The organism is Streptomyces sp. NPDC037242, from assembly GCF_055604165.1.
In genome coordinates, this window is sequence record NZ_JBVJUY010000022.1 from 103,089 (window position 1) to 129,549 (window position 26,461).

Consider the following 26,461-nt stretch of genomic DNA (forward strand, 5'->3'; position numbering starts at 1 on the left):
GTGGAACAACTGGAGGGACTGTGTCGTCCGTGCCGTACGTGCCTACTGCTCGCGTCGGGTCCTGCCATCCGTACGCGGTCATAGCCGCCCAGCGCCTGCTGCCGGTGCTGCGCAACTCCGACGCGGACGAGGCCGTCCGCCAGGCCACCGCCCTGCTCGCGGCCGGCTGCCGCGCCGTCGAGCTGACCACCTCCACACCCGGCTGGGCCGAGGCGGTCGCCCGCACCGCACCGCTCGCCGACGCGCGCGGCCGACCCGCCCTGATCGGCGTCGGCACCGTCACCACGGCCGGACACGCGCACGCCGCTCTCGACGCCGGCGCGGCCTTCCTGATCTCCCCCTACCCGGCCCCCGAGGTCCGGAAGGCCGCCGAGGAACGCCGGGCCGTCTTCGTCGAGGGCGGCTTCACCCCCGGCGAGATCGCCTCGGCCGCCCGGTCCGCCGGCGCGGCCAAGGTCTTCCCCGCGCACGTCGGCGGACCCCGGTTCATCCGCTCCCTCAAGGCGGTCCTGCCCGAGGCCCTGATCATCCCGACCGGCGGCATCGCACCCGCCGAGGCCGGTGAGTGGCTCGCCGCGGGGGCGGCCGCCGTCGGCATCGGCAGCGGCCTGCCGGCCGACCCCGGCGAACTCGCCGCCGTGTTCGCCGAGCTGGCCCTGCCCTGTTGCGGCCTGGGCGACTGTGCGGGCCCGGGGGCGCGACCGTGAGCGTGACCGCTACCGCCGGTGCCACCGGGGCCTACGACGTCCTCGTGCTCGGCGAGGTACTCGTCGAGATCCACGCCGACGCCGCCCTGCGCGACGCCGCCGACGGCACCCCCGCCCGCATCTCCTACTCCGGCGACGCCCTCAACGCGGCGGCCGCCGCCGCGGCCGCCGGGGCCCGCACGGCGCTGCTCGCGGTCGTCGGGGACGACGAGTTGAGCGTCCCGCTGCTGGCCCGCGCCGCCGAACTCGGCGTCGACGTCTCCCACGTACGCCGCGCCCCCCGCCCCAACGGCGCCTACCTGCTCTCTGCCGACCCCGAGGGCGACCGGGAGTTCGTCTACTGGCGCACCCGCAGCGCCGGCTCCACCCTCGGGGTCGAGCACGTCGAGTCCTGGCGCGGGCTGCTGGCCGGCTGCAAGGCGCTGGTCACCGGCGGTATCGCCGGCGCCCTGTCCCCGAGCAGCCGCGCCGCGGTGCTGGCCGCCGCCCAGGTGGTGCACGAGGCCGGCGGCCACCTCTCGTACGACCCCAACTTCCGGCCCCGGCTCACCAGCCGGAGCGAGGCCCGGGAGCTGCTGGCCCGGATCGCCCCGCTGACCGGGCTGCTCAAGACCTCCTGCCCGGCCGACGCGCTGGCCCTGGTCGGCACCACCGACCCGGCCACCGCGGCCGCCCGCTACCGCGCACTCGGGGCCCGTACGGTCGCCGTCACCGCGGGCGCCGGCCGGCTGCTGCTGGACGACGGCTCGGGGGCCGCGTACCACCCCGTGCCCGTCAACCCCGACCCGGTCGACGCCACCGGTGCCGGGGACTGCTTCACCGGCACCACCACCGCACGCTTCGCTCTGGGCGACGGCCTCGCGCAGGCCGTCGCGTACGGGCTGGCGGCCGCCTCCCTCTCGGTGTCCGGCCGCGGGGGCACCGGCGGCATCCCGGCCTTCGCCGACACGGCCGCCCTGGCCGCCGCGCAGCGCTGACTAGGCGGGTTCGAGCAGGGCGATCTCCTCGGCGGACAGGCGCAGCGCGCCCGCGGCGATGTTCTCGGCCAGGTGCTCCGGGTTCCCGGTGCCGGGGATCGCCAGCACGTGGGCGCCGCGGTTCAGCGTCCAGGCCAGGCGCAGCTGGGCCGGGGAGACCCCGTGGGCCGCGGCGAGTTGGCGTACCCGCTCGTCCTCGGTCGCGACGACCCCGGCCTCCCGGCCGGCGCCCGCTATGGCGAAGAACGGCACGAAGGCGATGCCCTGTTCCCCGCACGCGTCCAGCAGGGCGTTCGCCTCGGCCGGCGCCCCGATCCCGTACGCGTTCTGCACGCACACCACCGGTGCGATGGCCTGGGCCTCGGCGAGGTGGTGGGCGCCGGCGTTGGAGATCCCGAGGTGCCGGATGAGCCCGGCCGTGCGGAGCTCGGCGAGGACCCCGAAGTGCTCGGCGAGCGGCGTGGCGGCGGCCGAGGGCGGCAGGCGCAGGTTGACCACGTCCAGGTGGTCGCGGCCCAGCTGGCGCAGGTTTTCCTCCACCTGCCCGCGCAGCTGCCCGGGCTCGGCCCACCACCAGGCCCCCGACGGGTCCCGGCCGGGGCCGACCTTGGTGGTGATCACGAGCTCGTCGCCGTACGGGGCGAGGGCGTGGTTGATCAGCTCGTTCGCGGAGCGGGTCGGGGAGAAGTAGAAGGCGGCGGTGTCGATGTGGTTGACGCCGAGCTCGACGGCGCGCCGGAGCACGCCGGTCACCCGTTCCCGGTCGCTGGGGGAGCCGTCCGCGAGGTGGGTGAGGCGCATCGCGCCGAATCCCATGCGGTTGACGGTCAGGTCGCCGAGCCGCCAGGTGCCCGCGTCGGCGGCGTTGATCTTGTCCGAAGTCATCCGGTGAGGGTAACCGGGCCCGCCGCGCGGGGAGGGCGCGGCCTGGCGCGCCGCCGGACCGGACGCTTCCGCGGCCCGGCGGCGCTGTCAGGGGACCTGGGCACCCAGACGTCCTACTACCCCCGCAGACCCTGGTCGACGGCCGTCATCAGCTCGCCGTCGGCGGTGTCGGCGTCCAGGGACCAGAACATGGCGCCGCCCAGGCCGTGCTCGCGGATGTACCGGGTCTTGGTGCGCAGCACCTGCGGGTCGTCGTACGTCCACAGCGTGCTGCCGTCGAACAGCCAGGCGTGGCCGCCGCGCCGGTCGCGGTAGACCTTGTACGTCCCCGAACCGGCCAGTTCCTTCAGCGCTTTGTAGTCCTCGTACCCGGCCGACCAGGTGGCCGGCGCCGGGCCGGTGGCCGGCTGTCCCATGCCGTCCCCGCCGCCGCTCACGCCGGTCCAGCCCTGTCCGTAGAACGGCATGCCCATCACCAGCTTGCGCGCGGGCGCGCCGCGCCGCTGCCAGGCGTCGACCGTTCCGTCCACGCTGAAGTCGCCGCGGGCGTACAGGGCGGACTGCTGGGCCGTCGTCTTCTCGCCCGAGACGTGGAAGTCGTAGCCCTGGAGGGTCACGAAGTCGAGGTCGCGCATGATCCGGCGGACGTCGAAGCCCGCGTCGATCTTGGCCGGCGCGGTCGGGACGAAGGCCGTCAGCTCGTACTTCGTCCGCTTGCGCTGGCTCTGGGCGTACGCGTCCAGCTGGGTGCGGAACTCCTTGACCAGCTCGGCGAAGTTGCGCTTGTCCTCCGGGCGGTAGGTGGTGTCGGTGTCACCGGCCGATCCGGGCCACTCCCAGTCGAGGTCGATCCCGTCGAAGACGCCGGCGGCCGCGCCCGCGCCGCCGCGGGTGCCGTCCTGCGGCAGGTTCCCCTTGATGTAGAGGTCGATGCAGGACTCCACGAGGGCCTTGCGGGAGGCCGGGGTCAGCGCGGCGTCCGAGAAGTGCGTGGACCAGCTCCAACCGCCCAGCGAGAGCAGGACCTTGAGGCCCGGGTGCTTGGCCTTGAGCTCGCGCAGCTGGTTGAAGTTGCCGGCGAGGGGCTGCTGCCAGTCGTCGGCGACGCCGTCCACGGAGTTCTCCGCGTCGAGCGGGCGGACGTAGTCGGCCCAGGCGTCGGCCTCGCCGGGCACGTTGCCGGTGAAGCACTTTCCGTCCGGGCTGATATTGCCGAAGGCGTAGTTGATGTGGGTGAGCTTGCCGGCGCTGCCGTTGGCCTCCAGGTCCTGGACCTGGAAGTCCCGTCCGTAGACCCCCCATTGGGTGAAGTAGCCGACCCTTTTGTACGGGGAGCCGCCGCGGGCGCCGTCGCCGTCGCCGTGGGCGGAGGAGGCGGGCGCGAAGGCGGTGAGCAGGGAGAGGGAGCAGGCGGCGACGGCCAGCCTGCCGAGCATGCTGCGGCGCATGGGCTTCCTTTACGGACGCGGGGGAGTGGTGCTCCTGAGCCGTGCTGTGCGTGCGCTGTGCATGCGGAAACTATTGGTCTGGACCAGAGTGGGTCAAGAGGGCGGGTCCGGCTGCTTCAGGACAGGCTCCAGTGGCCGACGTCGTCGGCGAGGCCGCCGTTCAGAGCGAACTGCACCGCGGCGAGCGGGGCGTCCTTCGGCAGCCGGAAGGTGGCGAAGCCGAGCGCCGTGCCGCCGGGGTCGAGGGTGACGGTGTCGGGGAAGGCCGCACCCGCCTGCGTCGAGATGCCGGCGCCGGTGTACCGGTGGCCGTACGTGTCCAGCAGGTGCGCGGCGGCGGCTGGGGAGTCCTCGTACACGGCGGTCCCGGTGTTCTCCAGGCGGAACTCCACGGAGACCAGGCGATCGGCGCTGCCGGGCGCGGGCGCGGGCGCGGGCGCGGGGGCGGTCGGGTCGGCTGGGCCGGCGGGCTCCGTCGGCTCGGCGGGGATCGCCGGGTCGGCCGGGATCGCCGGGTCGGCCGGGTCCGTCGGGGTCGCCGGGTCCACCACCCGGGTGAGCGTGACGTCGAGCCGCTCGCCCGGCCCGTCGCCGGAGAGCGAGATGGTCTCGCCGGAGGCGCCGGCCGCGCCCAGCAGGGCGGGCGCGAGCAGGATCGCCGCCGCGAGCCGCGCCGCCCGCACCCGGACGCGGGGCCGCGCCCCGGCGGCGCGCTCCTCTCGGCGCACGGCGGAAGCTGCCGCTCGACGGATCACCCCGCCCACGATCCTCCGCGTCCCCCGGTCCCGCCACCGGCCGGAGCGGCGTGCGCCCTCGTAGCCTGATCCCCATGCTCTCCCTCGAATCCGGCGACCCGCTCGCCGTCTCCGTCTCGGCAGCGATCCGCGCCGGCGACCTGTCGGAGCTGCGTCGGCTCCTGGACGCGAACCCCGGGCTCGCGACCTGCCGCATCGTCCGGCGGGGCGCGGCCGCCGGGGAGCGCAGCCTGCTGCACATCGCCACCGACTGGCCCGGGCACTACCCGCAGACCACGGAGGTGATCCACGCCCTGGTGGCCGCCGGGGCGGATCCCGGAGCCCGGTTCGTCGGTTCGCACGCGGAAACCCCACTGCACTGGGCCGCGAGCAATGACGACGTGGCCGCCGTCGACGCGCTCATCGCGGTGGGCGCGGACATCGAGGCCCCGGGCGCCCTCCTCGGCGGCGGCACCCCGCTGGCCGACGCGACCGGATTCGGCCAGTGGCGCGCCGCGCGCCGCCTCCTCGACCACGGCGCCCGTGTCGACCTCCAGGACGCCGCGGCCCTCGGACTCCTGGACCGGGTGGAGGAGTTCCTCGCCGCCGGGGCGTCCCGGGAGGACGTCACCAGCGCCTTCTGGGGTGCCTGCCACGGGGGCCGACTGTCCACTGCCCAATACCTGTTGTCTCAAGGAGCGGACATCAACTGGATCGGCTACGGCGACCTGACCCCCCTGGATATCGCTCTGACCAGCGACGATGGCCCCCTCATCGCCTGGCTCCGATCCGCCGGCGCCCGCACGAGCCGCGAAATTCCCGTGAGTTGATCCCCGAATTCAGTGGATCTTCGGCGCCTGCCGTGTCATGGTTGGTCTCGCCGAAGGGGTGTAGCTCAGCTGGTCAGAGCGCCGGTCTCCAAAACCGAAGGCCGCAGGTTCGAATCCTGCCGCCCCTGCAACGCCGTACTACGGCCCCGTTGTGAACGAACGCCCAGGCGCGAGACCCCTCGCACCTGGGCGTTCGTCGTTCCCCCACCTCACCGCCGAGGTGCCCGCCGCCGGGCGTCTGGCAGACTGGGCCGCGTTACCCAGGCGGTGCAGGACAGGAAACCGGTGCGAATCCGGTGCGGTCCCGCCACTGTGACCGGAGCCCGCCCGAGGGATCTGGGAGTCAGACACTGACGCACCGCCTCTTCACTTCGACCAGGGGACGCGGATCCCCCGGAGAGGCTTCGCCATGTCGCGTTCTCGCGCACTCCTGCGGGCATTTGTGCCGGTTTCACTTCTGATACCCCTGGCCGCTTGCGGTGGTTCCCCGGATGGGGGAGACCCGGCGGCAGGGGCCGCCGCTGCGCCGGGATTCCCGTACACCGTCACGAACTGCGGGGTCAGCAGCACCTATCAGGCCCCGCCCCGACGGGCCGTCGCCATGAACCAGCACGCGACCGAGATCCTCCTCGCCCTCGGGCTGGAGGAGCGGATCGCCGGGACCGCCTACCTGGACGACGCCGTACTGCCCGCCTACCGGCCCGCCTACGACAAGATCAAGGTGCTGGCCAAGGAGTACCCCTCCAAGGAGGTCCTCCTCGGAGCCGACCCCGACTTCGTCTACGGCGGCTACTCCAGCGCCTTCGACAAGGCGCAGGGCCGCGACCGCGAAGGACTGGCCCGATCCGGCATCAACTCGCGGCTCAGTGTGGAGTACTGCACCGAAGGGCCGGTCGGTCTCGAACAGCTCAAGACCGAGATCACCGAGGTGGCACGGACCTTCGGCGTGCCCGAGCGCGGCGCGAAGGTCATCGAGGACGAGCAGCGCCGCATCGACGCCGTCACCGCGCGTGTGAAGGACCGGGCCAAGCCCTCCGTCTTCGTCTACGACTCCGGCGAGGCCTCCGCCTTCACCTCGGGAGGCGACGGCATCGGGAACCAGATCGTCTCGCTGGCGGGCGGGACGAACACCTTCGCCGACCTCAAGGACACCTTCGGCGACGTGTCGTGGGAGAAGGTCATCGAGCGGCGGCCCGAGATCGTCCTCATCTACGACTACGGCGGCACCACCGTCGAAGCCAAGAAGCAGCGCCTGTTGAACGATCCGGCGCTGGCGCAGGTTCCCGCGATCAAGAACCAGCGCTTCGTCGTGCTCCCGCTCTCCTCGGCCGTCCTCGGCGTACGCGTCGCCGACGCCGTCGAGTCCCTGGGCCGCCAGCTCCACCCCGACGCCGCGTGAGGCGGCGCCGTACCCCGGTCGTCGTCCTCGTACTCGGCTGCGCCCTGGCCGCGTCCGCGGTCGCGGGCCTGGCCCTCGGGCCGGTGCGGATCGCGCCCGGCCGGGTGCTCGACATCCTGCTCGCCGGACCCGGCCCGGGCGGCGGAGCCTTCGGTTCCATCGTGTGGGACGTGCGCATGCCGCGGGTCCTGCTCGGGGTCTTCGTCGGCGCGGGGCTGGCTGTCGCGGGCACCGTGCTCCAGGCCCTGGTGCGCAATCCGCTGGCCGACCCCTTCCTGCTCGGGGCCTCCTCCGGGGCCTCGGCGGGAGCCGTCGCGGTCATCGTCCTCGGCGCGGGCGCGGGATTCGCCGGCGGGGTCGGCGTGCCGCTGGCCGCCTTCGCCGGATCGATGGGCGCGCTCGTCGCCGTCTACGCGATGGCCCGGCGCGGCGGCACCATGACCACCGGCCGGCTGATCCTCGCCGGAGTCGCCGTCCAGTACGTCCTGTCCGCCCTCACCAGCCTGGTGCTCGTGCTCGCCGCGCACCCCGACCAGGTCCGCAGCGTGCTGTTCTGGACCCTCGGAGGCCTGGGCGGGGCCCGCTGGGACGAACTGGCGCTGCCCGCGGCCGCGCTGCTCGTCGGCACCGGCCTGCTCGTCGCCCTCGCCCGGCCGCTCGACCTGCTGCTCGCGGGCGAGGAGGGCGCGCGGACGCTGGGCCTGGACACCGGGCGGTTCCGCGCGGCCGTCTTCGTCCTGACCTCCCTCGTCATCGGCGTACTGGTGGCCTACAGCGGGGCGATCGGTTTCGTGGGGCTGATGGTTCCGCACGCCGCCCGGATGGTCGTGGGTGCCGGACACCGCGCGCTGCTGCCGGTGGCCGCGCTGGGCGGGGCGGTGTTCCTGACCCTGGCCGACCTGCTCGCCCGTACCGCGGCGGCGCCCGAGGAGATCCCCGTCGGCGTGGTCACGGCGCTGGTCGGCGGCCCGTTCTTCCTGTGGATGCTGCGCAGGTCCACCCGTACCGAGGGGGTGGCCGGATGACGGCGGATCCGGGATCGCGGCCGGTGGAACTCGTGGTCGAGGCCGTGCGTTACGAGACCGACGGGCACACGCTGCTGCACGGAGTCGACCTCGTAGCCCGCCCCGGCGAGACGGTCGGAGTGGTCGGCCCCAACGGCAGCGGCAAGACCACACTGCTGCGCTGCGTCTACGGCGCGCTGCGGCCCACGGCCGGCCGCGTGCTGCTGGACGGCGCGGACGCGGCGGTGCTGCGCGTCAAGGACCGCGCCCGCCGGGTGGCGGTCGTGCCGCAGGACGCGGGCGGCACCTTCGGGCTGACCGTGCGCGAGGTCGTGGCGATGGGGCGCAGCCCGCACAAGCGGTTCTGGGAGCAGGACGGTCCGCAGGACGCGCGCCAGGTCGCCGGGGCGCTGGAGACCGTCGGCGCGGCCGCCCTCGCCGGGCGCCGCTTCGACGAGCTCTCCGGCGGGGAGCGCCAGCGGGCCCTGGTGGCCCGCGCCCTGGTCCAGGACCCGGGCCTGCTCGCCCTCGACGAGCCGACCAACCACCTGGACATCCGCTACCAGCTGGAGATCCTGGCCCTGGTCCGCTCCCTGCCCGCGACGGGACTGCTCGTCCTGCACGACCTCAACCTCGCCGCCGCCTTCTGCGACCGGCTGTACGTGCTGTCCGCCGGGCGGGTGGCCGCCTGCGGGACGCCGGAGGAGGTCCTGACGGAGGAGTTGCTGGGCGAGGTGTACGGCGTCCGGGCGCGCATCGGGATCCACCCGGACACCGGCGCGCCGAACATCGTCTACCTTCCCCTGGACGGGGCGCGAGTGGGGAACTGACCAGTTCCGGGACGCGCGCCGCCCGTCGGCGTCATGCTCCGGCCGATCGGCGGCCGAGGGTTCCGAGGCGGGCGTTGGCCTTCATCAGGGCCGGGATCAACAGGTAGGCGACGACCGGGATGACGATCGCGGTGAGGATCAGCGTGCGCAGTACGAGCGGCAGGTCACCCATGGCGGGGCCGAGCAGCGCGAGGGCGAGCGTGATGGTCGGGTAGACGGCCAGCCAGGTGATGAAGGCGCGGCGGTGCACGGACGGCCCGGCCGGAGCGGCGGCGGGCGACGGAGCGGATGAAGTCGCGTTCGCGGACATGGTGTTCCCCCTGAGAGCGGTGTGACACGGCGGGAGCAATCCCCAACCGGGTGGTTGGAGTCTTGCACGCACATGATCCAAAGTCCAAACACCTGGTTGGTTATTCCCGGCGGGGCACTACAGTGCATCCATGGCCTGGGACACAGCACGCACCAAACAACTCCTGCTCGACGCGGCGGTGGAGGAATTCGCCGAGTTCGGGCCGGAGGGGGCCCGGGTGGCCCGCGTCGCCACCCGGGCCGGCGTCAACAAGGAGCGGATCTACCAGTACTTCGGCAGCAAGGACAAGCTGTTCATGGCCGTACTGGAGGCGGAGCTGGAGAAGATGGCGGCTGCCGTCCCGATCGACACCGGGCTCCCGGTCGACCTCGCCGACTACGCGGGGCGGGTCTTCGACTACCACCGCGCCCACCCGCACTTCATGCGCCTGAAGGCCTGGGAGGGCCTGCAGTGCGGCGACCGGATCGCCGCCCAGTGCGAACGCACCGACCACTACGCCGAGAAGCTCGCGGCCATCGCCGATGCGCAGCGCGCGGGAGCCGTCACGGGCGAGCTGACCGCCGGAGCGCTGCTGCACGCGGTGATCTCGCTGATCGCGGTCTGGTTCACGATGCCGCAGCTGGCCCGGATCCTGCTGCCGGGAACGCTGGAGGCCGGGCCGGACGCCGAACGGGCGGCCCTGGTGGCCCTGGTCCGCAAGCTCACCGCCTGAGGCAGGGCCGCGGAACACCGCGCCTGCGACCTCAGAACGGGACGCGCAGGGTGCCCCGTAGGACCGTGACGGCGTTGCCGGTGAGGTGGATGCGGTCGCCCTGCACGGCAGTGCGGACCAGGCCGGTGCGGGCCGACACCTGGAGGCCGGTGAGCCGGGTGCGGCCCAGGCGCGCCGACCAGTACGGGGCGAGCGCGGTGTGGGCGCTGCCCGTTACCGGGTCCTCGGGGATGCCCCTGGCCGGCGCGAAGAAGCGGGAGACGAACTCGTACCCCAGCCCCTCGCGCGCCGCCGGGGCCGTGACGATGACGCCGCGCAGGTCCTCGCGGAGCGTCAGGGCGGCCAGCGCTTGCGGATCGGGGGTCAGGTCGCGAACGGCGGCCTCGTCGGGCAGGACCGCCAGGAGGTCCCCGAGCGGGCCGGTACCGAAGGCGGCGGTCGGCTTGGCCGCGAGGGCTGCGTGCAGCCCCTCCGGAACGGGCACTTCGGCCACGGGCGCGGCCGGAAGGTCCAGAGTGGTGCCGCCTTCCCCGTCGGGGTGCGTGACGAGTACGCCGTGCAGTCGGCTGTGGAACCGCACGGTACCCAGGAGCCCCCGCTCGGTGCGCAGCACGTGCGCCGTGGCCAAGGTGGCATGACCGCACAGCCGGGACTCGACCAGCGGGGTGAACCAGCGGATGGCCCAGTCGGCCCCGGCCCCGCCCTCACCTTCGGCGGCAGCCGGCAGCGGGAGGGCGAAGGCGGTTTCGGAGTGGTTCAGCTCGGCCGAGACCTGCCGCATCCAGGCATCGTCGGGCCACTGCCCGGCGGGCAGGAGGCAGACACCCGCCGGGTTCCCGGCGAACGGACGATCGGCGAAGGCGTCGACCACGTGGATTCGCATGCCGGTACGGTAGCCACGCCGCTTGTCGCCCCACCAAGGCCAATCCGAGCCGAATGGCCTGGCTCCGGCCCTACTCGGCGGGGTCCGGCTGGTAGCCGTACGGGCGGGTGATGATCTCCATCCCGTGCCCGGCCGGATCCAGGAAGTAGACCCCGCGGCCGCCGTCGTTGTGGTTGATCTCGCCCGGGCGCTTGCCGTGCGGATCGGCGAAGTACGGGACTCCCGCCGCCCGGATCCTCTCGAACGAAGCGTCGAACTCCGCTTCCGAGATGAGGAACGCGTAGTGCTGCACGGAGATGGACTCGGCCGCAACGGTCGCGAAGTCCAGGGTGACGCCGTTGGCGGTCTCGACGGGGACGAACGGCCCCCACTCGGCTCCGACCTCGAGGCCGAGGATGTGCGCCAGGAACTCGGCGGACTCCCGGTTGTCACGGGAGTGGATGATGGTGTGGTTCAGCTGTACCGACATATGTGGATGCCTCCGAAAGGCACGTCACGGCACCTCCATGCCTCACCCGGTCGGTGACCGACACGCGATGCCGTGACGTGATCCTAAACATCCCTTCCGGGTGGAGTCCACCGGATTCGCGCCATCACGAACCCCCGTACACCGCCTTGACGTTGTCCTGCGCCGGGTGCGTTCGGCCGGCCGGGCCCGCGGCGAAGACCCGTAGGAGGTTCTCCGTCACCCGGGTGGTCAGTGCCCCCGACCGCGCGTCCAAGCCGTGGTTGGCGCCGCTGCGGCCGTCGCCCGTCGCGTCGAGGGCCTCCACCCACCGCATCGTCCCCGTCGCGAAGACCCCGGCCCCGCTCGCCGCCGTGTAGTACGCCGTGTCCTGGTGGCTGGGCCGGCCCTCGCAGACCACGGGGGAGTGGGCCAGGATCTCGATCGGCCGGGGCGTCGGGAAACCGGTGTTGACCTTGTCGTACTCCACACCGACCAGGTGGGCGAACCGGTCGCCCGCCTTCGCCCCCGTGCCCTCGAACAGCCAGTGGCCCGGGTTCGTCACGACGTACGGGGCGTCCACCGGGTAGCCGTCGTAGATCACGCCCAGCAGCGAGCTCTCCGGGTCGGCGGCCGGCGGGGAGCGGAAGTCGACCGTGGCCGGATGGCCGCGTTTGAAACCGGGGTCCTGGTCGTAGGAGGACTTGTAGCAGACCAGCGTACGGTCGGGCCCCAGGTCCGAGGGCTCCAGCCGGATGCGGCGGTAGCAGCAGTTCGCACCCAGGATCGCGATGTTGGTCCCGGCGTCGCGGGCCGCCGTGAAGTGGGCGCGCTGCTCGGGCGACCAGTACTCGTCGTGGCCGAGCGAGAGCACCGCCGCGGCCCCCTCCAGCAGCCGCTTCTCCCGGGCCACGTCGGTGGTGGTCGTGTACGCCAGGGGTATGCCGAGGCGCTCGGCGAGCGCGAGCAGCGGCGCCTCGTACACGAGGAAGAGGCCCGCGCCGTCGTCGTACTCGTAGGGGCGGTCGAAGGTCACGGCGAGCGAGCGCGAGGCGTAGCCGCCGCCGGGGCCGTCGTAGCTGCCGTAGCCGCCCCACCGGTTGTACGCCTGCCAGGTGGCCACCGCGTTGACCACGACGGTACGTCCCGCCGTGGCCGCCGAGCGGACCGTGACCGGCACGAACCGCTGGCCCTCCGCGCCCTGCGCGTCGAGCCGCAGCAGGTAGCAGCCCTCGGGCCAGTCCTTGGTCTCGACGGTCGCGCTGCGGGCCCAGCGGGTGCGGACCGTCCGGGTCGCGGAGTCCACGCCGTGCTCGGGCTGGCGCACGCCCGGCAGCGCCTCGGAACGCCACACCAGGCGGGCCCGGGCGCCGCCGTACCATCCCATCCGGTAGGCGGAGACCGTGAACCGGGGCGCGGTGGTGGACACGTACAGCCCGAACGACTCGCCGGGCAGCACGCTGACCCTGTCCGCGAAGCCCTCGACGGCGCGGGCCGCCCCGGCCTTGGTCACCTGCCAGTCGGCGTTCCCGGGGCGGGCGTTCTCGGCCTTGACGTCGAAGCCGCCCGGCCCGTTCTCGCCCGGCGAGGCGGACGGCTTCGGGCTCTTGCCGGAGCCCGCCCGGTCGGCCCCGCCCGCCCCGCTCGCGCCGGCGGCCCCGGCGTTGTCCCCGGCCGCGCAGCCGGCCACCGTACCGAGTCCGGCTGCCGTGGCCGCGCCCGTCGCGATGGCGAGGAACCGCCGCCTGCCTGCGCTTTCGCCGTCCCCGGATATGTGCTCCTGATCCATGGGGGCACGCTATGTCACGCTTCGGCCCCAGCTTTTACCGCCCCGGCCCGTCCTGGTTCGGCGGGCGCCACGTGTGAGACGGGAGCGAGTCAGCCAGCGTGGTGAAGTGGCGCTGGTCGCGCCACGCGTCGAGGTTTCCGATGACGAACAGGCGGCGTCTGGCGCGGCTGACCGCGACATTGAGGAGGTTCGGGCGGGAGGCCGCCCACGCCCGGGCGCCCGCGCGCCGCGGATCGGTGCCCAGCACCAGGATGACGACGTCCGCCTCCTTGCCCTGGGTCGTGTGCACCGTACCGACCCGCTCGGCCGGCACCAGGTCGCGGCAGGCCCGCTTCGCACCGGCGACGACCTGGCGGAACGGGCTGATGACGAACACGTCCCGGTCGAGGTCCACGCCCCCTTCGTCGCGCAGCCGTTCCAGTACGCGCCGCAGCGCCCGGCCCTCCTCCGGGATCCAGTGCCCGTCCGCCTCCGCGCCGGTGACGTTCACCCAGCTGCTGGCCGGGCGGTAGACGTAGGGATCGCGCGCTCCCGCGTCGATGCCCTGGACCATGAGGCCGTCGTACGCGATGGCGTTGCTGATGGAGAACATCGGATCGTCGCACCGCCGGTGCACCCGCAGCGGCGAGCCGACCCACACCTCGTGACCGCCGTCGGGCAGCTCGGCGGGCAGCAGGGTGCCGTAGCGGTTGGCACGGTCGGCGAGCTGCTGCACCGAAGTACGCCCCGGCGCCCATTCCTCCGCGGCGCCGAAGTCGTCGCGCAGCGCCCGCTGCGCCGTCCACGGCAGCAGGACGACCGGCTCCAGTTGGAGCGGGTCGCCGACGACGACCGTACGGCGGGCCCGCCAGATGCCGCCGACCGCCATCTGCGGGGTCGCCTGCCCGGCCTCGTCCACGAACAGCCAGCCCAGCGACTCGGCGCCGAGCCGCCCGAAGACCCGGTCGAGGGAGGCGAAGGTGGTCGAGACGACCGGGACCAGCAGGAACAGGCTCTGCCACGCGGCCCGCAGGTGCGCCTCGGGCACCGTCCGCGGTACCGCCCCGGTGACCGCGTCCATGGCGGCCATCAGGTTGGCGTACATGGTGCGGGCCGTGCAGCGCAGGAAGGCCCGGTGCAGGTCGAGGGCGGCGAGGAACAGCTCGCTGCGGGCCCGCGTGATCTCCGGGTCGGACCACGGGGCCGAGCGCTCGCGCACCGCGTCGCCGCCGCCGCTGCCGTTGCCCTCGCCGCCGGTGAGCCAGCCCTCCTCCGGCACGAACCCCTCCCAGCGGGTACGAGCCGCAGCCAAGGTCCGCTCCACCTGCTCGGCCCGGGCGCGGGCCGCGTCCGCCGCCTCCTGCCGGGCGGCCAGCCGCGCCTCGGCCGCGCCCACGGTCGCCCGTACGCCGTCCAGTTGCGCCTGCGCCGCGTCCCGGGCCTGCCGCGCGGCGGAGACCGCGCCCGCGGCCTGGGCTTCGTCCGCGTGCCAGTCGCGGGCGGCGCGGCCCAGGGTGAAGAGGCTGACCGTGAAGCCCGGGCGGCGGGCCTGGTGCGCTTCGAGCGCCCGCTCGGCCTCGGCCAGGGCCTGCCGGGCCCGCGCCAGTACGGCCTCGGCGGGCGGGAGCCCGAGGCGGGCGCGGGCCAGGGCCGGAGCGTCGTGCCCCACGGCGCCCTGAGCCCGGCGCAGGGCCTCGTACGCCGCGAACCGGTCGGCATGGGCCCCCGCGGCACGCGTCCGCTCCTCGCGTAGCCGCTCGACCTTGGCCAGCGCGGCCTCGAACCGCAGCTTGGACTCGCGCCACACGCCGGTCTGCGGGGTGTCGCGCCACTGGCGCAGGAGGTGGGAGAGCCCGCTGCCGCTGTCGATCCAGCCATTGCGGCCGCGGCGCCGGGCGCCGTCGCCGCGGCCGTCCGCCTGCGGCGGGACGGGCGGCGGGGGCGGGGCGTCGGCGTCGGTCCGGCGGTACTTGCCGTGCCAGAAGCGGTTGACGAACTCCAGGCGGTTCTTCTTGCTGCCCAGCCGGGCCGCGACCGCGCCCCAGGCGGGGTCGCCCTTGAGGAGGCGGGTGGCCTGCTCGGCGAAGTAGTCGGCGTCTTCGCGCCACTGCTCGCCGAGTGCGGCGCGGGCGGGGATCTCGGTGGAGATGTTCTCCACCGCACCGTTGTTGGTGGAGGCGACGACGATCTCGAAGCCGGTGAACTCCGGCCGCAGCGGCGTCACCGTACGGGTGTAGTCGCCGCTCTTCCACACGTACGGGCCCTGCTCGGCGAACGCCTGGGAGGGCAGCCGGAGTGCGGCCAGGCGGCGGGCCCGCTCGACCACGGCGGAGGCGAAGCAGTCGCGCAGCATGGTGGTCTTGCCGGTGCCCGGGGGACCGTTGACGGCGAAGATCCCTGCGGCCGGGGCGAGCTCCGCGTGGATGGCGTTGACGGCGAACTGCTGGCTCAGTGCGAGCGGATGCCCGGGGTCGGCCGGCCAGCGGCCCGCCGGGGTGCGGGCGGGGGCCACGCCGTCGAGCGCGGCCGCGGGGTGCAGGCGCAGGTCGACGCGGCGGGCCTTGTCGAAGGCGGCGTCGGGGGTGAGGTAGGCGGCCAGGGCCGGGCCGGGGTCGCGCTGCGCGAGCTCGCGGGCCACGCGGTCGAGGTCCGCGGCGATGAAACTGTTGAGGAAGTCCTGCTGGTCGGCGCCGCCGGGGTGGTCCAGGCGCACGGGGGTGCTGCGGACGCGTACGCCGGCCGGGGCCAGGGCGACGGAGACGCCCCAGGCGAGGGCGAGGGTGCCGGTGAACTCCAGTAACTGCTTGGCCGTGACCACTCCGGCGCCGACGGGGGAGTCCTCGCCGTCACCCGTACCCGTATCGATACCGGCATCGGCCCCGGATTCGCCCGCCGGGGCCTCGACGGGCTCCCCGAGCGCCCCGGCCCGCAGGCCCCACGCCCCGGCCTCCTCCTCGAACCCGTCGAGCCAGCCCGGGCTGCCGGGACCGGGCGTCACCGCGCGGCCGGTGGCCCAGGCGCAGGAGGAGAAGACGGGGGAGTCCAGCACCAGCCGGCCCTCGTCCGTGACGGTCAGCGCGAACAGCGCGCTCTCGCCGTCCATCCGGCCGTCGTGGTCCTCGCCGCTCTCGCCGAAGACGTCGAGCAGGGTGTCACGTACCGCACCGAGGGAGTACGCGCCGCCGTACACGACGTGTTGCCACCCGTACCCGGGCTCCAGGGGTTCGGAGCGCAGCGGATGCCCGGCCTCCCAGGGCATGGGCCGGTCCGGCTCGACGGCGTAGACGCGCTCCTTGACGCAGACCCCGGGCACCTTCTGCGGGCTGAACAGCTCAACCGCCCGCCAGTACCCCACGATCTGTCCCCGCCGCCGACGTTCGCCCCCCATGGCACCCGCTCCCGTCATCGGTGATCGCTACTGCGCACCTTACGGCGCCACCGGCAACCGGGTCAGGCCGTTGCGCCGCCCCGGCGCCGGAGGGTGAGCCGGGCGGCTATTGCAGGTTCAGGAGGAGCGGGTGTGACGGGTCCTCGGGGCAGGTGAAGATGCGGAGTTCACCGAACGAGCCGAGGTCCAGGTCCGGGTCCTGGCCGCTGCCCATGGTGAGGGACAGCCGGGTCCGGGCGCCGCAGGAGCAGTCGAGCGGTTCCGGGTCCGTCGAGTGCCAGCTCGGCCAGCCGCCGGACTTCCACCCGTCGTGGCACGCGAGGCCGCGGTGGTACTCGGTGCCGTGTGCCTCCGCCCAGGCGTCGGCCAGCGCGGCGAGCTCCTTGGGCAGTTCCTCCGGGTCCGGGAGGTCGGTCACGTCGGCCGGATCCAGGACGCATGCCTGCGGCAGGTAGCGGTCCGAGGCGCCGACCGGTACGGGGGGTGCCTGCACGGCCGCGACCGACGCCGCCGAGCGGCGGTACACCTCGGCGGCCGGCCCCCAGTGCGCCGACCGGCCGGGCAGCTCGGGGTGCGGCCGGGGGCACCACAGCACTTGCAGTACGTCCGACCCCTCGGGCCAGTCGGCCGCCGGTACGTCCTGCGCGCGCAGCTGGAGCACTCCCACCAGCGGCACCCCGGGGTCGGCCGGGACCGGCACCCAGCGGCACAGCTCCCACGTGATCATGTCGAGCGACCCGGCGCCGTTCATGATCCGGGAACTGAGCCCGGCCTCCTCCTCGGTCAGCTCGTACGCGGAGTGCGGCTTCCCGGCGCGCCGGGCGCGCATGTCGCGGTCGATCCGCTGGAGGGCTTCCCGGTCGGCGTCGGAGAGCTTCTCCCGCACCTCGGTCAGGTGCGGCCCCCGGCACACGGGCCACTCCTCCTCGGCGGGCCACAGCATCGGCCCGCCGACATGGCTGTCGCGTACGGACGGCGTGCCCGCCCGGGGGCGCAACAGCGCGGCCCTGCGGGCGTACGGGGCGAGGCCGGGCACGGCGGCGAGAAGCGCCACGGTACCGGGGTGCGTGTCTGTCACCTCTGTCACGCGTGAAACCGTAGCTCCCGCAAGGCCGCCGCCCACTCCCCGGCCGCCTCGGCGGTCTCCCACACGCCGCGCGAGACGCCGTCGTCCAGGCGTCGCAGTACGGTCGGGCTGTGGATGCCCCGCACGCGGAAGTTGTCCAGGTGCCAGATCGGGACGATCACGCCCACCAGCCGGTGCGAGCCCCGGTGCGGTTGCGCGTCCCCCGCTTGCTCCGTCATGGCCCCAGTAGACCGCCTCGCCCCCGCGAGGGATCGGCGGGTTTCGGTGCTGGCATGCGGGAACGCGTAACCTGTCCGATTCCGACCCATTACGGGTCAGCTGCGCGGCATGAGGTGGACAGTGGTGGATCGGCGGGAGCCCTGGGGGTGGTGGCGCTGGATGGCGGCTTGCGTCGTGCGCTACACGGCGCTGTTCGCGGCCGGCTGGACCGTGGTGACGCTGACCAGTCCCGGACTCGACGATCCGGGCAGCGACGGCTTCGATGACACCCTGCCGTACGGGGAGACGGTCCTCGCGTACTGGGAGCTCGCGCCCGGCATGTTCGCGACGGTCGGCGGGCTCACGCTGCTGGTGCTGGTGTGCCTCTCGCGCCGGCGGAACACGCGGACCGAGTCGGCCGAGGTCCGGCTGCTCGTCGGGACGCTGACCGTCGTGCCCGTGATGCTCTTCGCGATGTTCGCCTGGCCCTCGCTCATCGTCGTCCTGCTGGCGGTCCAGGGGATCTTCGCGGGCCTGCTGATGCCCGTGGGGCCGAGGCGGGTCATGTCGTGGTCGCAGGCAGGAGCCGACGAGCAGGAGTAGCGCCCCCCGGCGCGGTGGCCGGTCAGGGGTGGTGGCCGAAGCGGAAGGCGGCGGCCCGGGACTGGAGGGCGCAGATCTCCGTCGGGGTCGTTTCGAGGAGGGTGGCGGCCAGGGCCAGTTCGTGGCCGAGGGTCCGGCCGGTGTGGAGCGGGACGTCCGCATTGAGGGAGACCGGCACTCCGGCCGCCAACAGGGCGGGCAGCGGATGGGCGCAGGGCGTCGGGACGGCGCCCAGGGCCAGGTTCGACGTCAGGGACACCTCGGTCAGGATCGAGTCGCGGGCCATCCGGCGCAGCAGCGCGGGGCTGGAGGCGCAGGAGAGCCCGTGGCCGATGCGCCGGGCGCCCAGCTGGTCCAGGGCGCGCCAGATGTGCTCGGCCGGGCCGAACTCGCCCGCGTGGACCGTGCAGCCCAGCCCCGCATCGGCCGCGGCCCGGGCGAGCGGTACGAAGGACCGTACATCGGGGTGGGTGAGCTCGTCCCCGGCGATGTCGATGCCCACGAACACCGGGGGGAGGCAGCCGACGCGGTCCGTGAGCTCGGCCGTGAAGGTGTCCGAGCTGTTGCGGTTGACGAGCAGGACCGCGGTGACCAGGGGATCGCGCAGCGGGCCCAGGACGTTCTGCGCGGTGTCGGTGAAGTCCTGCCAGGTCATCCCGTCGACGAGGAACCGGCGTGGTGAGAGCCGGAGTTCCACGTAGTCGGCGCCCTGGAGCCGCTGTTCGAGGTGCACGTCGCGGAGGAACCGCCGGAGGTCGCCCGGCAGGATCCGGGAGCGGTCGGGGCGGTCCGTGCGGTGCGCCTCGAAGAAGCGGTCACGCGAGCCGAAGTCCCGTAGCGCAAGGCCCAGTTCGCGCCGTTTGCGCTCCTCCGGTTCGAGGTGCAGATGGAGGTGTGGGGAGCGGGGGTGCTCGTGGCGCGAGTCGGTCATGTCGTGCGGGTCGGTCATGTCGTCCTGCGGAGCCTCAGTTTGATCCAGCGCTGCACCTCGTCGGAGGAGTCCCGTTCCTCCTCGGTCCAGGTGTGCTGTACGTCGAACCCGGCCTGGCGGGCCAGTGGGATCAGATCGCCGTGCCGGTAGAAGAAGAAGTGGCGGCGGTACGGGTTCTCGCCGCCCATGGGCAGGGAAGCGTGCCCGTCGCCCTCCTTGACCGAGACCTGCACGGCGCCACGGCTCTCCAGTACCCGGTGGAACTCCCGTAGCGCACGCAGGAGTTCGGCCGGCGGCAGGTGCAGCAGCACCGCGGAGCACCACACCGCGCCCACTGACGCGGTCGAGAGCGGGAGGGACCGTACGTCACCGGTGACCCGTTGGACCTCGGGTTCCTCGGGGGTCATGGTCAGCAGGGGCAGGCAGGCGTCGAGTGCGATGACCCGGCGGCCGTTCGCGGCGAAGCACAGCGCGTCGCGTCCCGCGCCCGCGCCGGCGTCGAGGACGACTCCCCGGGTGGTGCGCGCCAGATCGGCGATCTCGTGGGGCAGGGTCGAGCCGGCGGTGAACTGCCGGGTGAGGGCGGCGTAGGTGCGGGCGGCCACTCCGTAAGCGAGCAGAGTTTCACGCATTTGGCGGTCAGTATCGGACTCGTCCGGGTCACGCAGCCGGTTGGTGGTGTCCTGGCAGTTGGCGAGGAAGGGGAACGCGGCCCAGTCCCACACGTCCGGCGCGTCTAATGTTCCCGCCCATACGCGCCGTGCGTACTGGGAGGGCAGATCGGGATCGGACAACAGGTACCCCTCGTCGCGTTTCCATGTGCAGAAGTAGTAGTTCTTCTTACGGTGTGCGGTGTCAACCAGCCTCGACAGGCCGGAGATCTTCCGACTTCCGGGTGCGGCGAACAGCGGCGAATGGGCCGCATCCGAAAGAGGGAAGATGTGGAGGTGCGAATGTGTGATGCATGACCCTCCGGTTCGGTGCTGGATTGCGGCGGTCCCGGATGCGCCCGAGGTCGTGGCCCCGATCGCGTCCGCGGCCCCTGATGATCCGTGTTCCACCAGTACCACCGGGTGGCCGAATTCGCGCTCGATGCGATCGGCGAAACACCAGCCGACGGAGAACGCCTCGGCCAGATCGGCCGGCGGCAGCTCGCCGAGGCTCGTCGTGTGCCGCCGCGGCACCACCAGTACGTAGCCCGGCAGCAGCGAACCCAGACCGGACAGGACATCGACGGCCCTGGTCCGGGCGACGAGCCGGGAGAAGCCGAAACCGGGCCCGGCCCCGGCCCCGGGTGGGCTTCCCCGTGCCCCCGAAGTGACGACGCCCGTGGCGAAGGACCCGGACAGCCGGACCTCCTCGCACATCTCGCACACCTCGGGCGGCGGAAGGACGACCGGCACAGGGACAGGGGCGGGGACGGGGGTGGGGAAGGTAGCGGTCACGGTGAGCCCCCCGTCCGGGTCGCCGGGCGCCGCTCCCATACGTACTGGAGCACCATCAGCAGCGCAGGCAGGATCAGCGCGGTCAGGAAGTCGTTGACCGAAAACCGCCCTGTCGCCAGGAGGGCGATCGGGATGCCGGTGGTGATGAGGGCGATCGCCCAGAGCACCAGGGTGAGCCACTTGCTCCGCAGCCAGTCGAAGAACGCGTTCTGGATCAGGAGTCTGCGCGTCAGGTCCTGGGCCTGGTCCTCGCTCTGCACGATCGCGCACCCCGGATAGAGCAGGGACGCCTTGCTCCGGGGGGTGGACAGGACCGCCGTGCGCGCCGAGGACAGTGCCGAGACGAAGGGCCACAGCGCCCATACCGAGGGGCGCATGGGACTGCGGGGCAACTCCCAGTGTCCGCCGTCCAGTTGGCTGTCGATGATGCCGGCGACCGCCTGGAAGAGCTTGGGCTGGAGCGGGTCCACCACACCGGTGGAGAAGATCGCGGACAGGGCGAGCGGCCCGGCGAAGTGCGGGAGGGAGTTCTGGAACACGGCAGGAGCGCCGCCGTCCGTGAACGGGACGTCGTACTCCTCGACCGTCGTGCTGCGCTCGACGTGCACCCCGGGCTCGATCCGGTCCAGCAGCCATTCCGCCGTCTGGCGCATGGTGTTGGTGCTCAGCGCCCCGGGGATCCGGGCGAGCGCCATCAGTGCCATGCTCGTGTGCACCACCGTCGGCTGCGCCCCGGGCAGCGGTCCCCAGCCCGGGGTCTGCGCGTTCTGTACGTCGATCAGCCAGCGCTGCGCGTTGGCCAGGGCTTCGCCGCCCGCGCCGGACTCGTGGAGGGCGAGCATGTTCAGCGCGGTGTGGAAGACGCGGGAGGGTTGGCCGCGGTACGAGCCCCAGCCGAAGTCCACGTTCTGGTTGGCCCGCAGCCATTCGACGCCCAGGCGCAGGGAGTCCCCGGCGAGGAGGGCGGTGCCCGGCTGGCTGAGCGCCCGTACCACCCAGGCCGTGGCCTCGCCGATGGGGAAGCCGTTGGTCGTACGCACGGGCCAGCCGCCGGCGCCGCCGTCGGGGGTCAGGCGCTGCTGGGCGGTGAGGTAGCCCACCACCTCGGAGGAGCGCTCGAAGCGGCCGCCCGCGAGGCCGAAGGTGAACAGGCCCACCGCGGAGGCGGTGATGCCCGGGTTCGGATCGTCGAGGTAGTGGTACCAGCCGGCGGCGGCGTCCGGAGCCGTACGGAAGTTCTGGCGCAGGCAGCCGATCGCGAGGTCGATGGATGCGGTGATGGCGGTACCGGACAACTCGGCTGCGGAACGCACGCCTTGGTCTCCCCCCGGGTGGCGGCTTCACGGCACGGCGTCCCGGTGCGTAGGTGATTCGGCACGCAGAACGGTAGGCACAGTGTGCCCTTTCCGGGGTCGCCCGACACCGGTTTCTCCCGTACGTGGCCCGTAGCCGCGTGTGCGGTTCCGTTCGGTTCGAGCGGGTCGGTACGGGGAGCGGCCGGCCGTGCGGGAGCCGGTGAAAGCGCCGCGCGGCGGCCGCCCGCGCGAACAACGGGGCTGGTCACGCGCGCCGCCGCCCGCGGGGGCCGACTCCCGGGGCGCCGGCCGCCGGGTCGCGCGGAGGGTCCCGTGCGGCCGCGGCCGCAAGTGCTTTGGGCGTGGTGACTCCGTCCGGCGGCGGGTTCCGGCCAACCTGCCCGAGCCGGGAGCCCGGGAACGCGGGCGGGGACCGACGCGATCAGCCGCCAGGCCGGGGCCGCCGGCGCCGACAGGTCGGCCAGATCCGGCTGCTCCGGTCCGCGGGCTGCTGTGTACTCGCTGCTTCCGGTTCCCCGAACGCCGCGTTCGCCCTTCCCTCAGCCTGGGTCGGGCTTCCTCGCCATGCCCGCAGGGCTACGGCGAACCCGGTGTTGAACCGGCGTTGAACTGGCGTTCACAACCCACGAGTTGGAGGAGAGGCGCATGTCCCGGACACAGGCCGAGAAGGCCGAGAATCCGAATCCCGCCCCGCCGGAGTTCACGTTCAAGTGGGGGCAGCACAGCAAGGCCATGGAGCGGCTGTCGCTCGTGCAGATGGCCCGCCGGGTGCCGTCCGCCCTCGCCCGGACCGGCCGCCTCGCCTGGGCGGTGAACCGTACGGCCTTCATCTGGCTCGTCGGAGCCCAGGTCGTCGGCGGGATCTGTACGGCCGCGGCCCTCACCGCCGTCTCCAGGGCCATGGGCCCGCTCCTCACCGGCGGCACCGTCGAGCAGCGCATCGCGGCCGCCGCCTGGCCGCTGGCGGCCGCGGCCGCGATGACCGCCCTCGGCGCACTCGCCTCCATCGCCTCCGGAAGTGCCGCGCGCCGTCTCACCCCGGGCATGTCGACCATCGCCGACCTCGCGATGGTCGACGCCCACATGGACGTGGAGCTCGCCTCCTACGACGCTCCCGACTTCACCGAGCGCTCCGAGGCGGCGGAGACCGGGTCCGCGCGTTCCTCCATGCTCCTGCAGGACGCCCTCGGCTTCACCGGCGGACTCATCGACATGATCGCCGTCGCCTCGGTGCTGTCGGTGGTCCATCCGGTCCTGCTGCCGCTCCTGCTGCTGTCGGTCGTTCCCCGGGGCCTGGGCTCGGTCTACGCCGCCCGCCTCGACTACACCCTCCACAACGAGACCGTCGCGTCCCGCAACATCCGCCACATGATGCGCTGGCACCTCACCACGCCCAAGCTCGCGGACGAGCTGCGGGGCAACAGCATGCGGCCGTACGCCCACCACTGGTACGCCGCCGTCTGCGAGCGCATCGACTCCAGGATGGTCGGTTCGGCCCCCCGCTACCTGACCGTCTACCTGATCGCCGCCGGCGCGTCCGGGCTGTTCGTCGTCCTGACCTGGATGTCCCTGGGCGGACTCGTGGCCGGCGGATACATGGCCATCGGCGCCGCCGGTACCGCCATCGTCGCCATGCGGATCTCGACCGCGGCCCTGTCCAGCCTGGTCGTCTACGGCGCGGCCATGTTCCAGCACGCCCTCTACCTCGGCGACTACGCCACTTTCATCGCGCAGGCCGCCGAGCAGTCCGGAGCCCGGGGCCCGCAGGCCATGGAGGCCCCGGAGAAGATCCGGCTGGAGGCGGCCGCCTACACCTATCCGGGCAAGGACACCCCCGCGCTCGGACCGGTCGACCTCACCCTGAACCGTGGCGAGGTCATCGCGCTCGTCGGCGAGAACGGCGCCGGGAAGTCCACCTTCATCCGGCTCCTCACCGCGCTCACCACCCCGACGGCCGGCACGGTGTCCTGGGACGGCGTGCCGACCTCCGACGCCGACCAGCGGACCGCCTGGACCCACGTCGGCCTCGTCACCCAGTCCTACGGCTACTGGCCCTTCTCCGCGCGCGAGAACATCACCCTCGGCCAGCCCGACCCGCGCGGAGAGGAAGCCGTCTGGGACGCCCTGCACGCCGTCGGCATGAAAGAGGCCGTCGAGGAGTTCCCCGACGGCCTGGACACACTCCTGGCCCGGTCCCTCTGGGGCGGACACGAACCGTCCGGCGGCCAGTGGCAACGCCTCGCCTGCGGCAGGGCGTTCCACCGCCGTCCGGCGCTCCTCGTCATGGACGAGCCGACGTCCGCCATGGACCCGAGGGGCGAGCACATGGTCTTCTCCGGCCTGCGCGACATGAAGGCGGAACGGATCACCGTGATCGTCACGCACCGCATGGAGAACTGCCGGCTCGCCGACCGCATCATCGTCCTGGAGCGGGGCCGGATCGCCGAGCAGGGGACGTACGAGGAACTGATCCGCACGCAAGGATCCTTCGCCGAGCTCGTCCGGCTCTCCATGGACCGCTAGGGGGCCCTGTCCCCGACGAGTCGGCCGGCCACCCCGCGGGGGTGGCCGGCCAGCTCAGCGCCGGCCAGTACGCACCGCGCCGGCGCTCGCCGCGGCCACCATCGCGATGCCCGCACACTGCGGCAGCGACAGCCCCTGGTCCAGCACCAGGTAGCCCGCCAGTGCGGCGAAGGCGGGCGCCAGGCACGTCAGCACCGCGAACGTCGCCGCGGGCAGCCGGCGCAGCGCCAGCAGCTCCAGGGTGTGGGGCACGCCCGAGCTCATGACCGCGATGGCCAGGCCCAGCCCGAGCACCTGCGGTTCCAGCAGGGTCGCGCCCGATGCGCCGATGCCCAGCGGCAGGCTGACCAGTGCGGCGACGGACATCGCGACCGCCAGCCCGTCCAGCCGCGGAAAGCGGGCGCCCGCACGGGCGTTGAAGACGATGTACGCCGCCAGCATCACCCCCGCACCCAGCGCGAAGCACACACCCGCGACGTCGAGCCGGTGGAAATCGCCGCTGCCCAGGACGTACACGCCGGCCAGCGCGAGAGCGGCCCACAGCAGGCTGGCGGCGCGGCGGGCCGCGACCACCGACAGCAGCAGCGGACCGAGCACCTCCAGGGTGACCGCCGCGCCCAGCGGGATACGGTCGATCGCCTGGTAGAAGAGGACGTTCATGCCGCCGAGAGCCAGGCCGAAGCCGCCCGCCACCGCCCAGTCGGCGCGCGTGTACCCGCGCAGCCGCGGCCGGGCGACGGCCAGCAGCAGCAACGCGGCGAACGTCACGCGCAGGGCGACCGTGCCGAGCGCCCCGGCCCGGGGGAACAGCAGGGCGGCGAAGGCCGATCCGAACTGGACGGACACGGCCCCGGCCAGCACCAGGCCGACGCCGCCGAGGGTGCCGCGCCCCGCGGCGTGGCGCAGGACGACGGGGGCGGCCGTCGTCGCGGTCGAGTCGTGCACCGTGGATGTCATGACCTTCACGCTAGGAAATCGGCCGCGCCGCGTGAAATGCCGAGTACCTCACGGTTATGCTCCTGACGCATGACCATCGAGCTGCGGCACCTGCGTGCCTTCCTCGCCATCGCCGAAGAGGGCAACGTCACCCGCGCCGCCGCCCGCCTGCACCTGAGCCAGCCCGCGCTCTCCCGTACCCTGCGCCAACTGGAGGACCACCTCGGGGCGCGCCTCGTCGACCGCTCCACGCACCACCTCGAACTGACCGCCGAAGGCCGGACCTTCCGCGACAAGGCCGGCGCCGCCGTAGCCGCCGTCGAGACCGCCCTCGACCCCGGAGGGCTGAGGAACTGGCCGCTGCGCCTGGGCCACACCTGGGCCGCGCTCGGCGACCACACCGTCCCGCTGCTGCGCCGGTGGGACGAGCGGCACCCCGACACCCCGCTGGAGCTGCTGCGCATCGACGACCCTACGGCGGGCCTCACGCAGGGCAAGGTCGACGCGGCCCTGCTGCGCGGCGCGGTCACCCCGGCCGGACTGCGCACGGAGCTGCTGCTGTCGGAGCGGCGGGTGGTGGTCATGCCCACGGACAGTCCGCTGGCGGCTCTCCCGCAGGTCACCCTGGCGGACCTCGTCGCCCACCCCATCGCCCTCAACACCGTCTCCGGCACTACGACGCCGGACCTGTGGCCGGCGACCGACCGGCCCGCCGCGACCATCGAGGTGACCAACACCGACGAGTGGCTCATGGCCATCGCCGCGGGCCGCGCCGTGGGCGTCACCACCTCGGCCACCCCGAGCAACCACATACACCCGTCGCTGGTCTACCGCCCGCTCGCGGACGCGCCGACCGTTCCCGTGTTCCTCGCCTGGCGCGAGGGCCCGGGGCACCCGGCGATCCCGCACCTGGTGGCACTCGCGCACGAGGTCCTCACCGCCGGCGAAGGGTGAACGAAGAGGCGTTGGGATCGGTCCTGGCGGAGACCGACCCCGACACCCTCCTCGACCTCCCGCGGGCCCTGGCCCGGTACTACGGACTGCCGTCGTGGTAGGCCGCACCCCCGTGAACCGGCCTGACCCGACGTGCACCGACCAGACC

The 26,461-nt window shown here is 73.4% G+C and carries 24 protein-coding genes, 1 tRNA gene and 1 riboswitch; of the genes, 11 read left to right on the top strand and 14 right to left on the bottom strand.

Annotation, left to right across the window (positions count from 1 at the left end; genetic code table 11):
• Positions 1–38: 38 nt before the first annotated feature.
• Positions 39–707, top strand: a complete 669-nt coding sequence (locus ACZ7GJ_RS24985) for a bifunctional 4-hydroxy-2-oxoglutarate aldolase/2-dehydro-3-deoxy-phosphogluconate aldolase (RefSeq protein WP_470754839.1) — start codon at positions 39–41, stop codon at positions 705–707.
• Positions 704–1,684: a PfkB family carbohydrate kinase gene (locus ACZ7GJ_RS24990; RefSeq protein WP_470754840.1), complete on the top strand. Its 981-nt coding sequence runs from the start codon at positions 704–706 to the stop codon at positions 1,682–1,684. Before ACZ7GJ_RS24985 ends, ACZ7GJ_RS24990 begins: the two co-directional genes overlap by 4 nt.
• Here ACZ7GJ_RS24990 and ACZ7GJ_RS24995 read toward each other — a convergent pair whose 3' ends face one another.
• The 3 genes from ACZ7GJ_RS24995 to ACZ7GJ_RS25005 form a co-directional block, all read right to left on the bottom strand.
• A complete protein-coding gene (locus ACZ7GJ_RS24995; RefSeq protein WP_470754843.1) occupies positions 1,685–2,569 on the bottom strand; it encodes an aldo/keto reductase in 885 nt (294 codons plus the stop codon).
• Positions 2,570–2,685: 116 nt separating this feature from the next.
• Positions 2,686–4,017, bottom strand: coding sequence for a glycoside hydrolase family 18 protein (locus tag ACZ7GJ_RS25000; RefSeq protein ID WP_470754844.1), 1,332 nt, complete (start codon positions 4,015–4,017; stop codon positions 2,686–2,688).
• Positions 4,018–4,133: 116 nt separating this feature from the next.
• Positions 4,134–4,772: a DUF4352 domain-containing protein gene (locus ACZ7GJ_RS25005; RefSeq protein WP_470754846.1), complete on the bottom strand. Its 639-nt coding sequence runs from the start codon at positions 4,770–4,772 to the stop codon at positions 4,134–4,136.
• Positions 4,773–4,846: 74 nt separating this feature from the next.
• Between ACZ7GJ_RS25005 and ACZ7GJ_RS25010 the strand changes: the two genes are divergently transcribed.
• The 5 genes from ACZ7GJ_RS25010 to ACZ7GJ_RS25030 all read left to right on the top strand — a co-directional run bounded on the left by ACZ7GJ_RS25010 (position 4,847) and on the right by ACZ7GJ_RS25030 (position 8,814).
• The gene (locus tag ACZ7GJ_RS25010) at positions 4,847–5,581 is read left to right on the top strand and encodes an ankyrin repeat domain-containing protein (RefSeq protein ID WP_470754849.1); all 735 of its coding nucleotides are present in this window, start codon (positions 4,847–4,849) and stop codon (positions 5,579–5,581) included.
• Positions 5,582–5,635: 54 nt separating this feature from the next.
• Positions 5,636–5,709: transfer RNA gene (locus ACZ7GJ_RS25015), tRNA-Trp, on the top strand.
• 107 nt (positions 5,710–5,816) lie between these two features.
• Positions 5,817–5,954, top strand: a riboswitch (cobalamin riboswitch).
• Positions 5,955–5,990: 36 nt separating this feature from the next.
• A complete protein-coding gene (locus ACZ7GJ_RS25020; protein WP_470754851.1) occupies positions 5,991–6,980 on the top strand; it encodes an ABC transporter substrate-binding protein in 990 nt (329 codons plus the stop codon).
• Complete coding sequence (locus tag ACZ7GJ_RS25025) at positions 6,977–8,005, top strand: FecCD family ABC transporter permease (RefSeq protein WP_470754857.1); 1,029 nt, start codon at positions 6,977–6,979, stop codon at positions 8,003–8,005. Before ACZ7GJ_RS25020 ends, ACZ7GJ_RS25025 begins: the two co-directional genes overlap by 4 nt.
• Entirely contained in the window at positions 8,002–8,814 is an 813-nt protein-coding gene (locus ACZ7GJ_RS25030) for an ABC transporter ATP-binding protein (protein ID WP_470754858.1), read from the top strand. The genes ACZ7GJ_RS25025 and ACZ7GJ_RS25030 overlap by 4 nt, the downstream gene beginning before the upstream one ends.
• Positions 8,815–8,845: 31 nt before the next feature.
• On the opposite strand, the gene ACZ7GJ_RS25035 is transcribed toward ACZ7GJ_RS25030, so the two are convergent.
• Positions 8,846–9,124, bottom strand: a complete 279-nt coding sequence (locus ACZ7GJ_RS25035; protein WP_470754861.1) for a hypothetical protein — start codon at positions 9,122–9,124, stop codon at positions 8,846–8,848.
• Positions 9,125–9,254: 130 nt separating this feature from the next.
• Between ACZ7GJ_RS25035 and ACZ7GJ_RS25040 the strand changes: the two genes are divergently transcribed.
• Positions 9,255–9,836: a TetR family transcriptional regulator gene (locus tag ACZ7GJ_RS25040; RefSeq protein WP_470754862.1), complete on the top strand. Its 582-nt coding sequence runs from the start codon at positions 9,255–9,257 to the stop codon at positions 9,834–9,836.
• Positions 9,837–9,867: 31 nt separating this feature from the next.
• On the opposite strand, the gene ACZ7GJ_RS25045 is transcribed toward ACZ7GJ_RS25040, so the two are convergent.
• The 6 genes from ACZ7GJ_RS25045 to ACZ7GJ_RS25070 all read right to left on the bottom strand — a co-directional run bounded on the left by ACZ7GJ_RS25045 (position 9,868) and on the right by ACZ7GJ_RS25070 (position 17,625).
• Positions 9,868–10,719, bottom strand: coding sequence for a PhzF family phenazine biosynthesis protein (locus ACZ7GJ_RS25045; protein ID WP_470754865.1), 852 nt, complete (start codon positions 10,717–10,719; stop codon positions 9,868–9,870).
• A 70-nt stretch (positions 10,720–10,789) separates the two neighbouring features.
• A complete protein-coding gene (locus tag ACZ7GJ_RS25050) occupies positions 10,790–11,188 on the bottom strand; it encodes a VOC family protein (protein ID WP_470754867.1) in 399 nt (132 codons plus the stop codon).
• A 124-nt stretch (positions 11,189–11,312) separates the two neighbouring features.
• Complete coding sequence (locus ACZ7GJ_RS25055) at positions 11,313–12,953, bottom strand: N,N-dimethylformamidase beta subunit family domain-containing protein (protein ID WP_470754869.1); 1,641 nt, start codon at positions 12,951–12,953, stop codon at positions 11,313–11,315.
• A gap of 34 nt (positions 12,954–12,987) precedes the next feature.
• Positions 12,988–16,320, bottom strand: coding sequence for a DEAD/DEAH box helicase (locus ACZ7GJ_RS25060; protein ID WP_470754872.1), 3,333 nt, complete (start codon positions 16,318–16,320; stop codon positions 12,988–12,990).
• A 106-nt stretch (positions 16,321–16,426) separates the two neighbouring features.
• Complete coding sequence (locus ACZ7GJ_RS25065) at positions 16,427–17,407, bottom strand: hypothetical protein (protein ID WP_470754873.1); 981 nt, start codon at positions 17,405–17,407, stop codon at positions 16,427–16,429.
• Positions 17,404–17,625: a hypothetical protein gene (locus tag ACZ7GJ_RS25070; protein WP_470754875.1), complete on the bottom strand. Its 222-nt coding sequence runs from the start codon at positions 17,623–17,625 to the stop codon at positions 17,404–17,406. Before ACZ7GJ_RS25070 ends, ACZ7GJ_RS25065 begins: the two co-directional genes overlap by 4 nt.
• 109 nt (positions 17,626–17,734) lie before the next feature.
• Between ACZ7GJ_RS25070 and ACZ7GJ_RS25075 the strand changes: the two genes are divergently transcribed.
• The gene (locus tag ACZ7GJ_RS25075; protein WP_470754876.1) at positions 17,735–18,208 is read left to right on the top strand and encodes a hypothetical protein; all 474 of its coding nucleotides are present in this window, start codon (positions 17,735–17,737) and stop codon (positions 18,206–18,208) included.
• 22 nt (positions 18,209–18,230) lie between these two features.
• Here ACZ7GJ_RS25075 and ACZ7GJ_RS25080 read toward each other — a convergent pair whose 3' ends face one another.
• The 3 genes from ACZ7GJ_RS25080 to ACZ7GJ_RS25090 all read right to left on the bottom strand — a co-directional run bounded on the left by ACZ7GJ_RS25080 (position 18,231) and on the right by ACZ7GJ_RS25090 (position 21,897).
• Positions 18,231–19,157 (bottom strand): adenosine deaminase family protein, encoded by a 927-nt coding sequence (locus ACZ7GJ_RS25080; RefSeq protein WP_470754877.1) that lies wholly within the window; start codon positions 19,155–19,157, stop codon positions 18,231–18,233.
• On the bottom strand, positions 19,154–20,506 hold the full coding sequence (locus ACZ7GJ_RS25085; protein WP_470754879.1) for a methyltransferase domain-containing protein: 1,353 nt from the start codon (positions 20,504–20,506) through the stop codon (positions 19,154–19,156). The genes ACZ7GJ_RS25080 and ACZ7GJ_RS25085 overlap by 4 nt, the downstream gene beginning before the upstream one ends.
• 74 nt (positions 20,507–20,580) lie before the next feature.
• Positions 20,581–21,897 carry a prenyltransferase/squalene oxidase repeat-containing protein gene (locus tag ACZ7GJ_RS25090; protein ID WP_470754880.1) on the bottom strand — a complete coding sequence of 439 codons (1,317 nt, stop codon included), beginning with the start codon at positions 21,895–21,897 and terminating at the stop codon, positions 20,581–20,583.
• A 648-nt stretch (positions 21,898–22,545) separates the two neighbouring features.
• Here ACZ7GJ_RS25090 and ACZ7GJ_RS25095 point away from each other — a divergent pair.
• Positions 22,546–24,423, top strand: a complete 1,878-nt coding sequence (locus tag ACZ7GJ_RS25095) for an ATP-binding cassette domain-containing protein (protein ID WP_470754881.1) — start codon at positions 22,546–22,548, stop codon at positions 24,421–24,423.
• A gap of 54 nt (positions 24,424–24,477) precedes the next feature.
• On the opposite strand, the gene ACZ7GJ_RS25100 is transcribed toward ACZ7GJ_RS25095, so the two are convergent.
• Positions 24,478–25,380 carry an EamA family transporter gene (locus ACZ7GJ_RS25100; RefSeq protein WP_470754882.1) on the bottom strand — a complete coding sequence of 301 codons (903 nt, stop codon included), beginning with the start codon at positions 25,378–25,380 and terminating at the stop codon, positions 24,478–24,480.
• 69 nt (positions 25,381–25,449) lie between these two features.
• Between ACZ7GJ_RS25100 and ACZ7GJ_RS25105 the strand changes: the two genes are divergently transcribed.
• Positions 25,450–26,313 (top strand): LysR family transcriptional regulator, encoded by an 864-nt coding sequence (locus ACZ7GJ_RS25105; protein WP_470754883.1) that lies wholly within the window; start codon positions 25,450–25,452, stop codon positions 26,311–26,313.
• Positions 26,314–26,461: the final 148 nt, after the last annotated feature.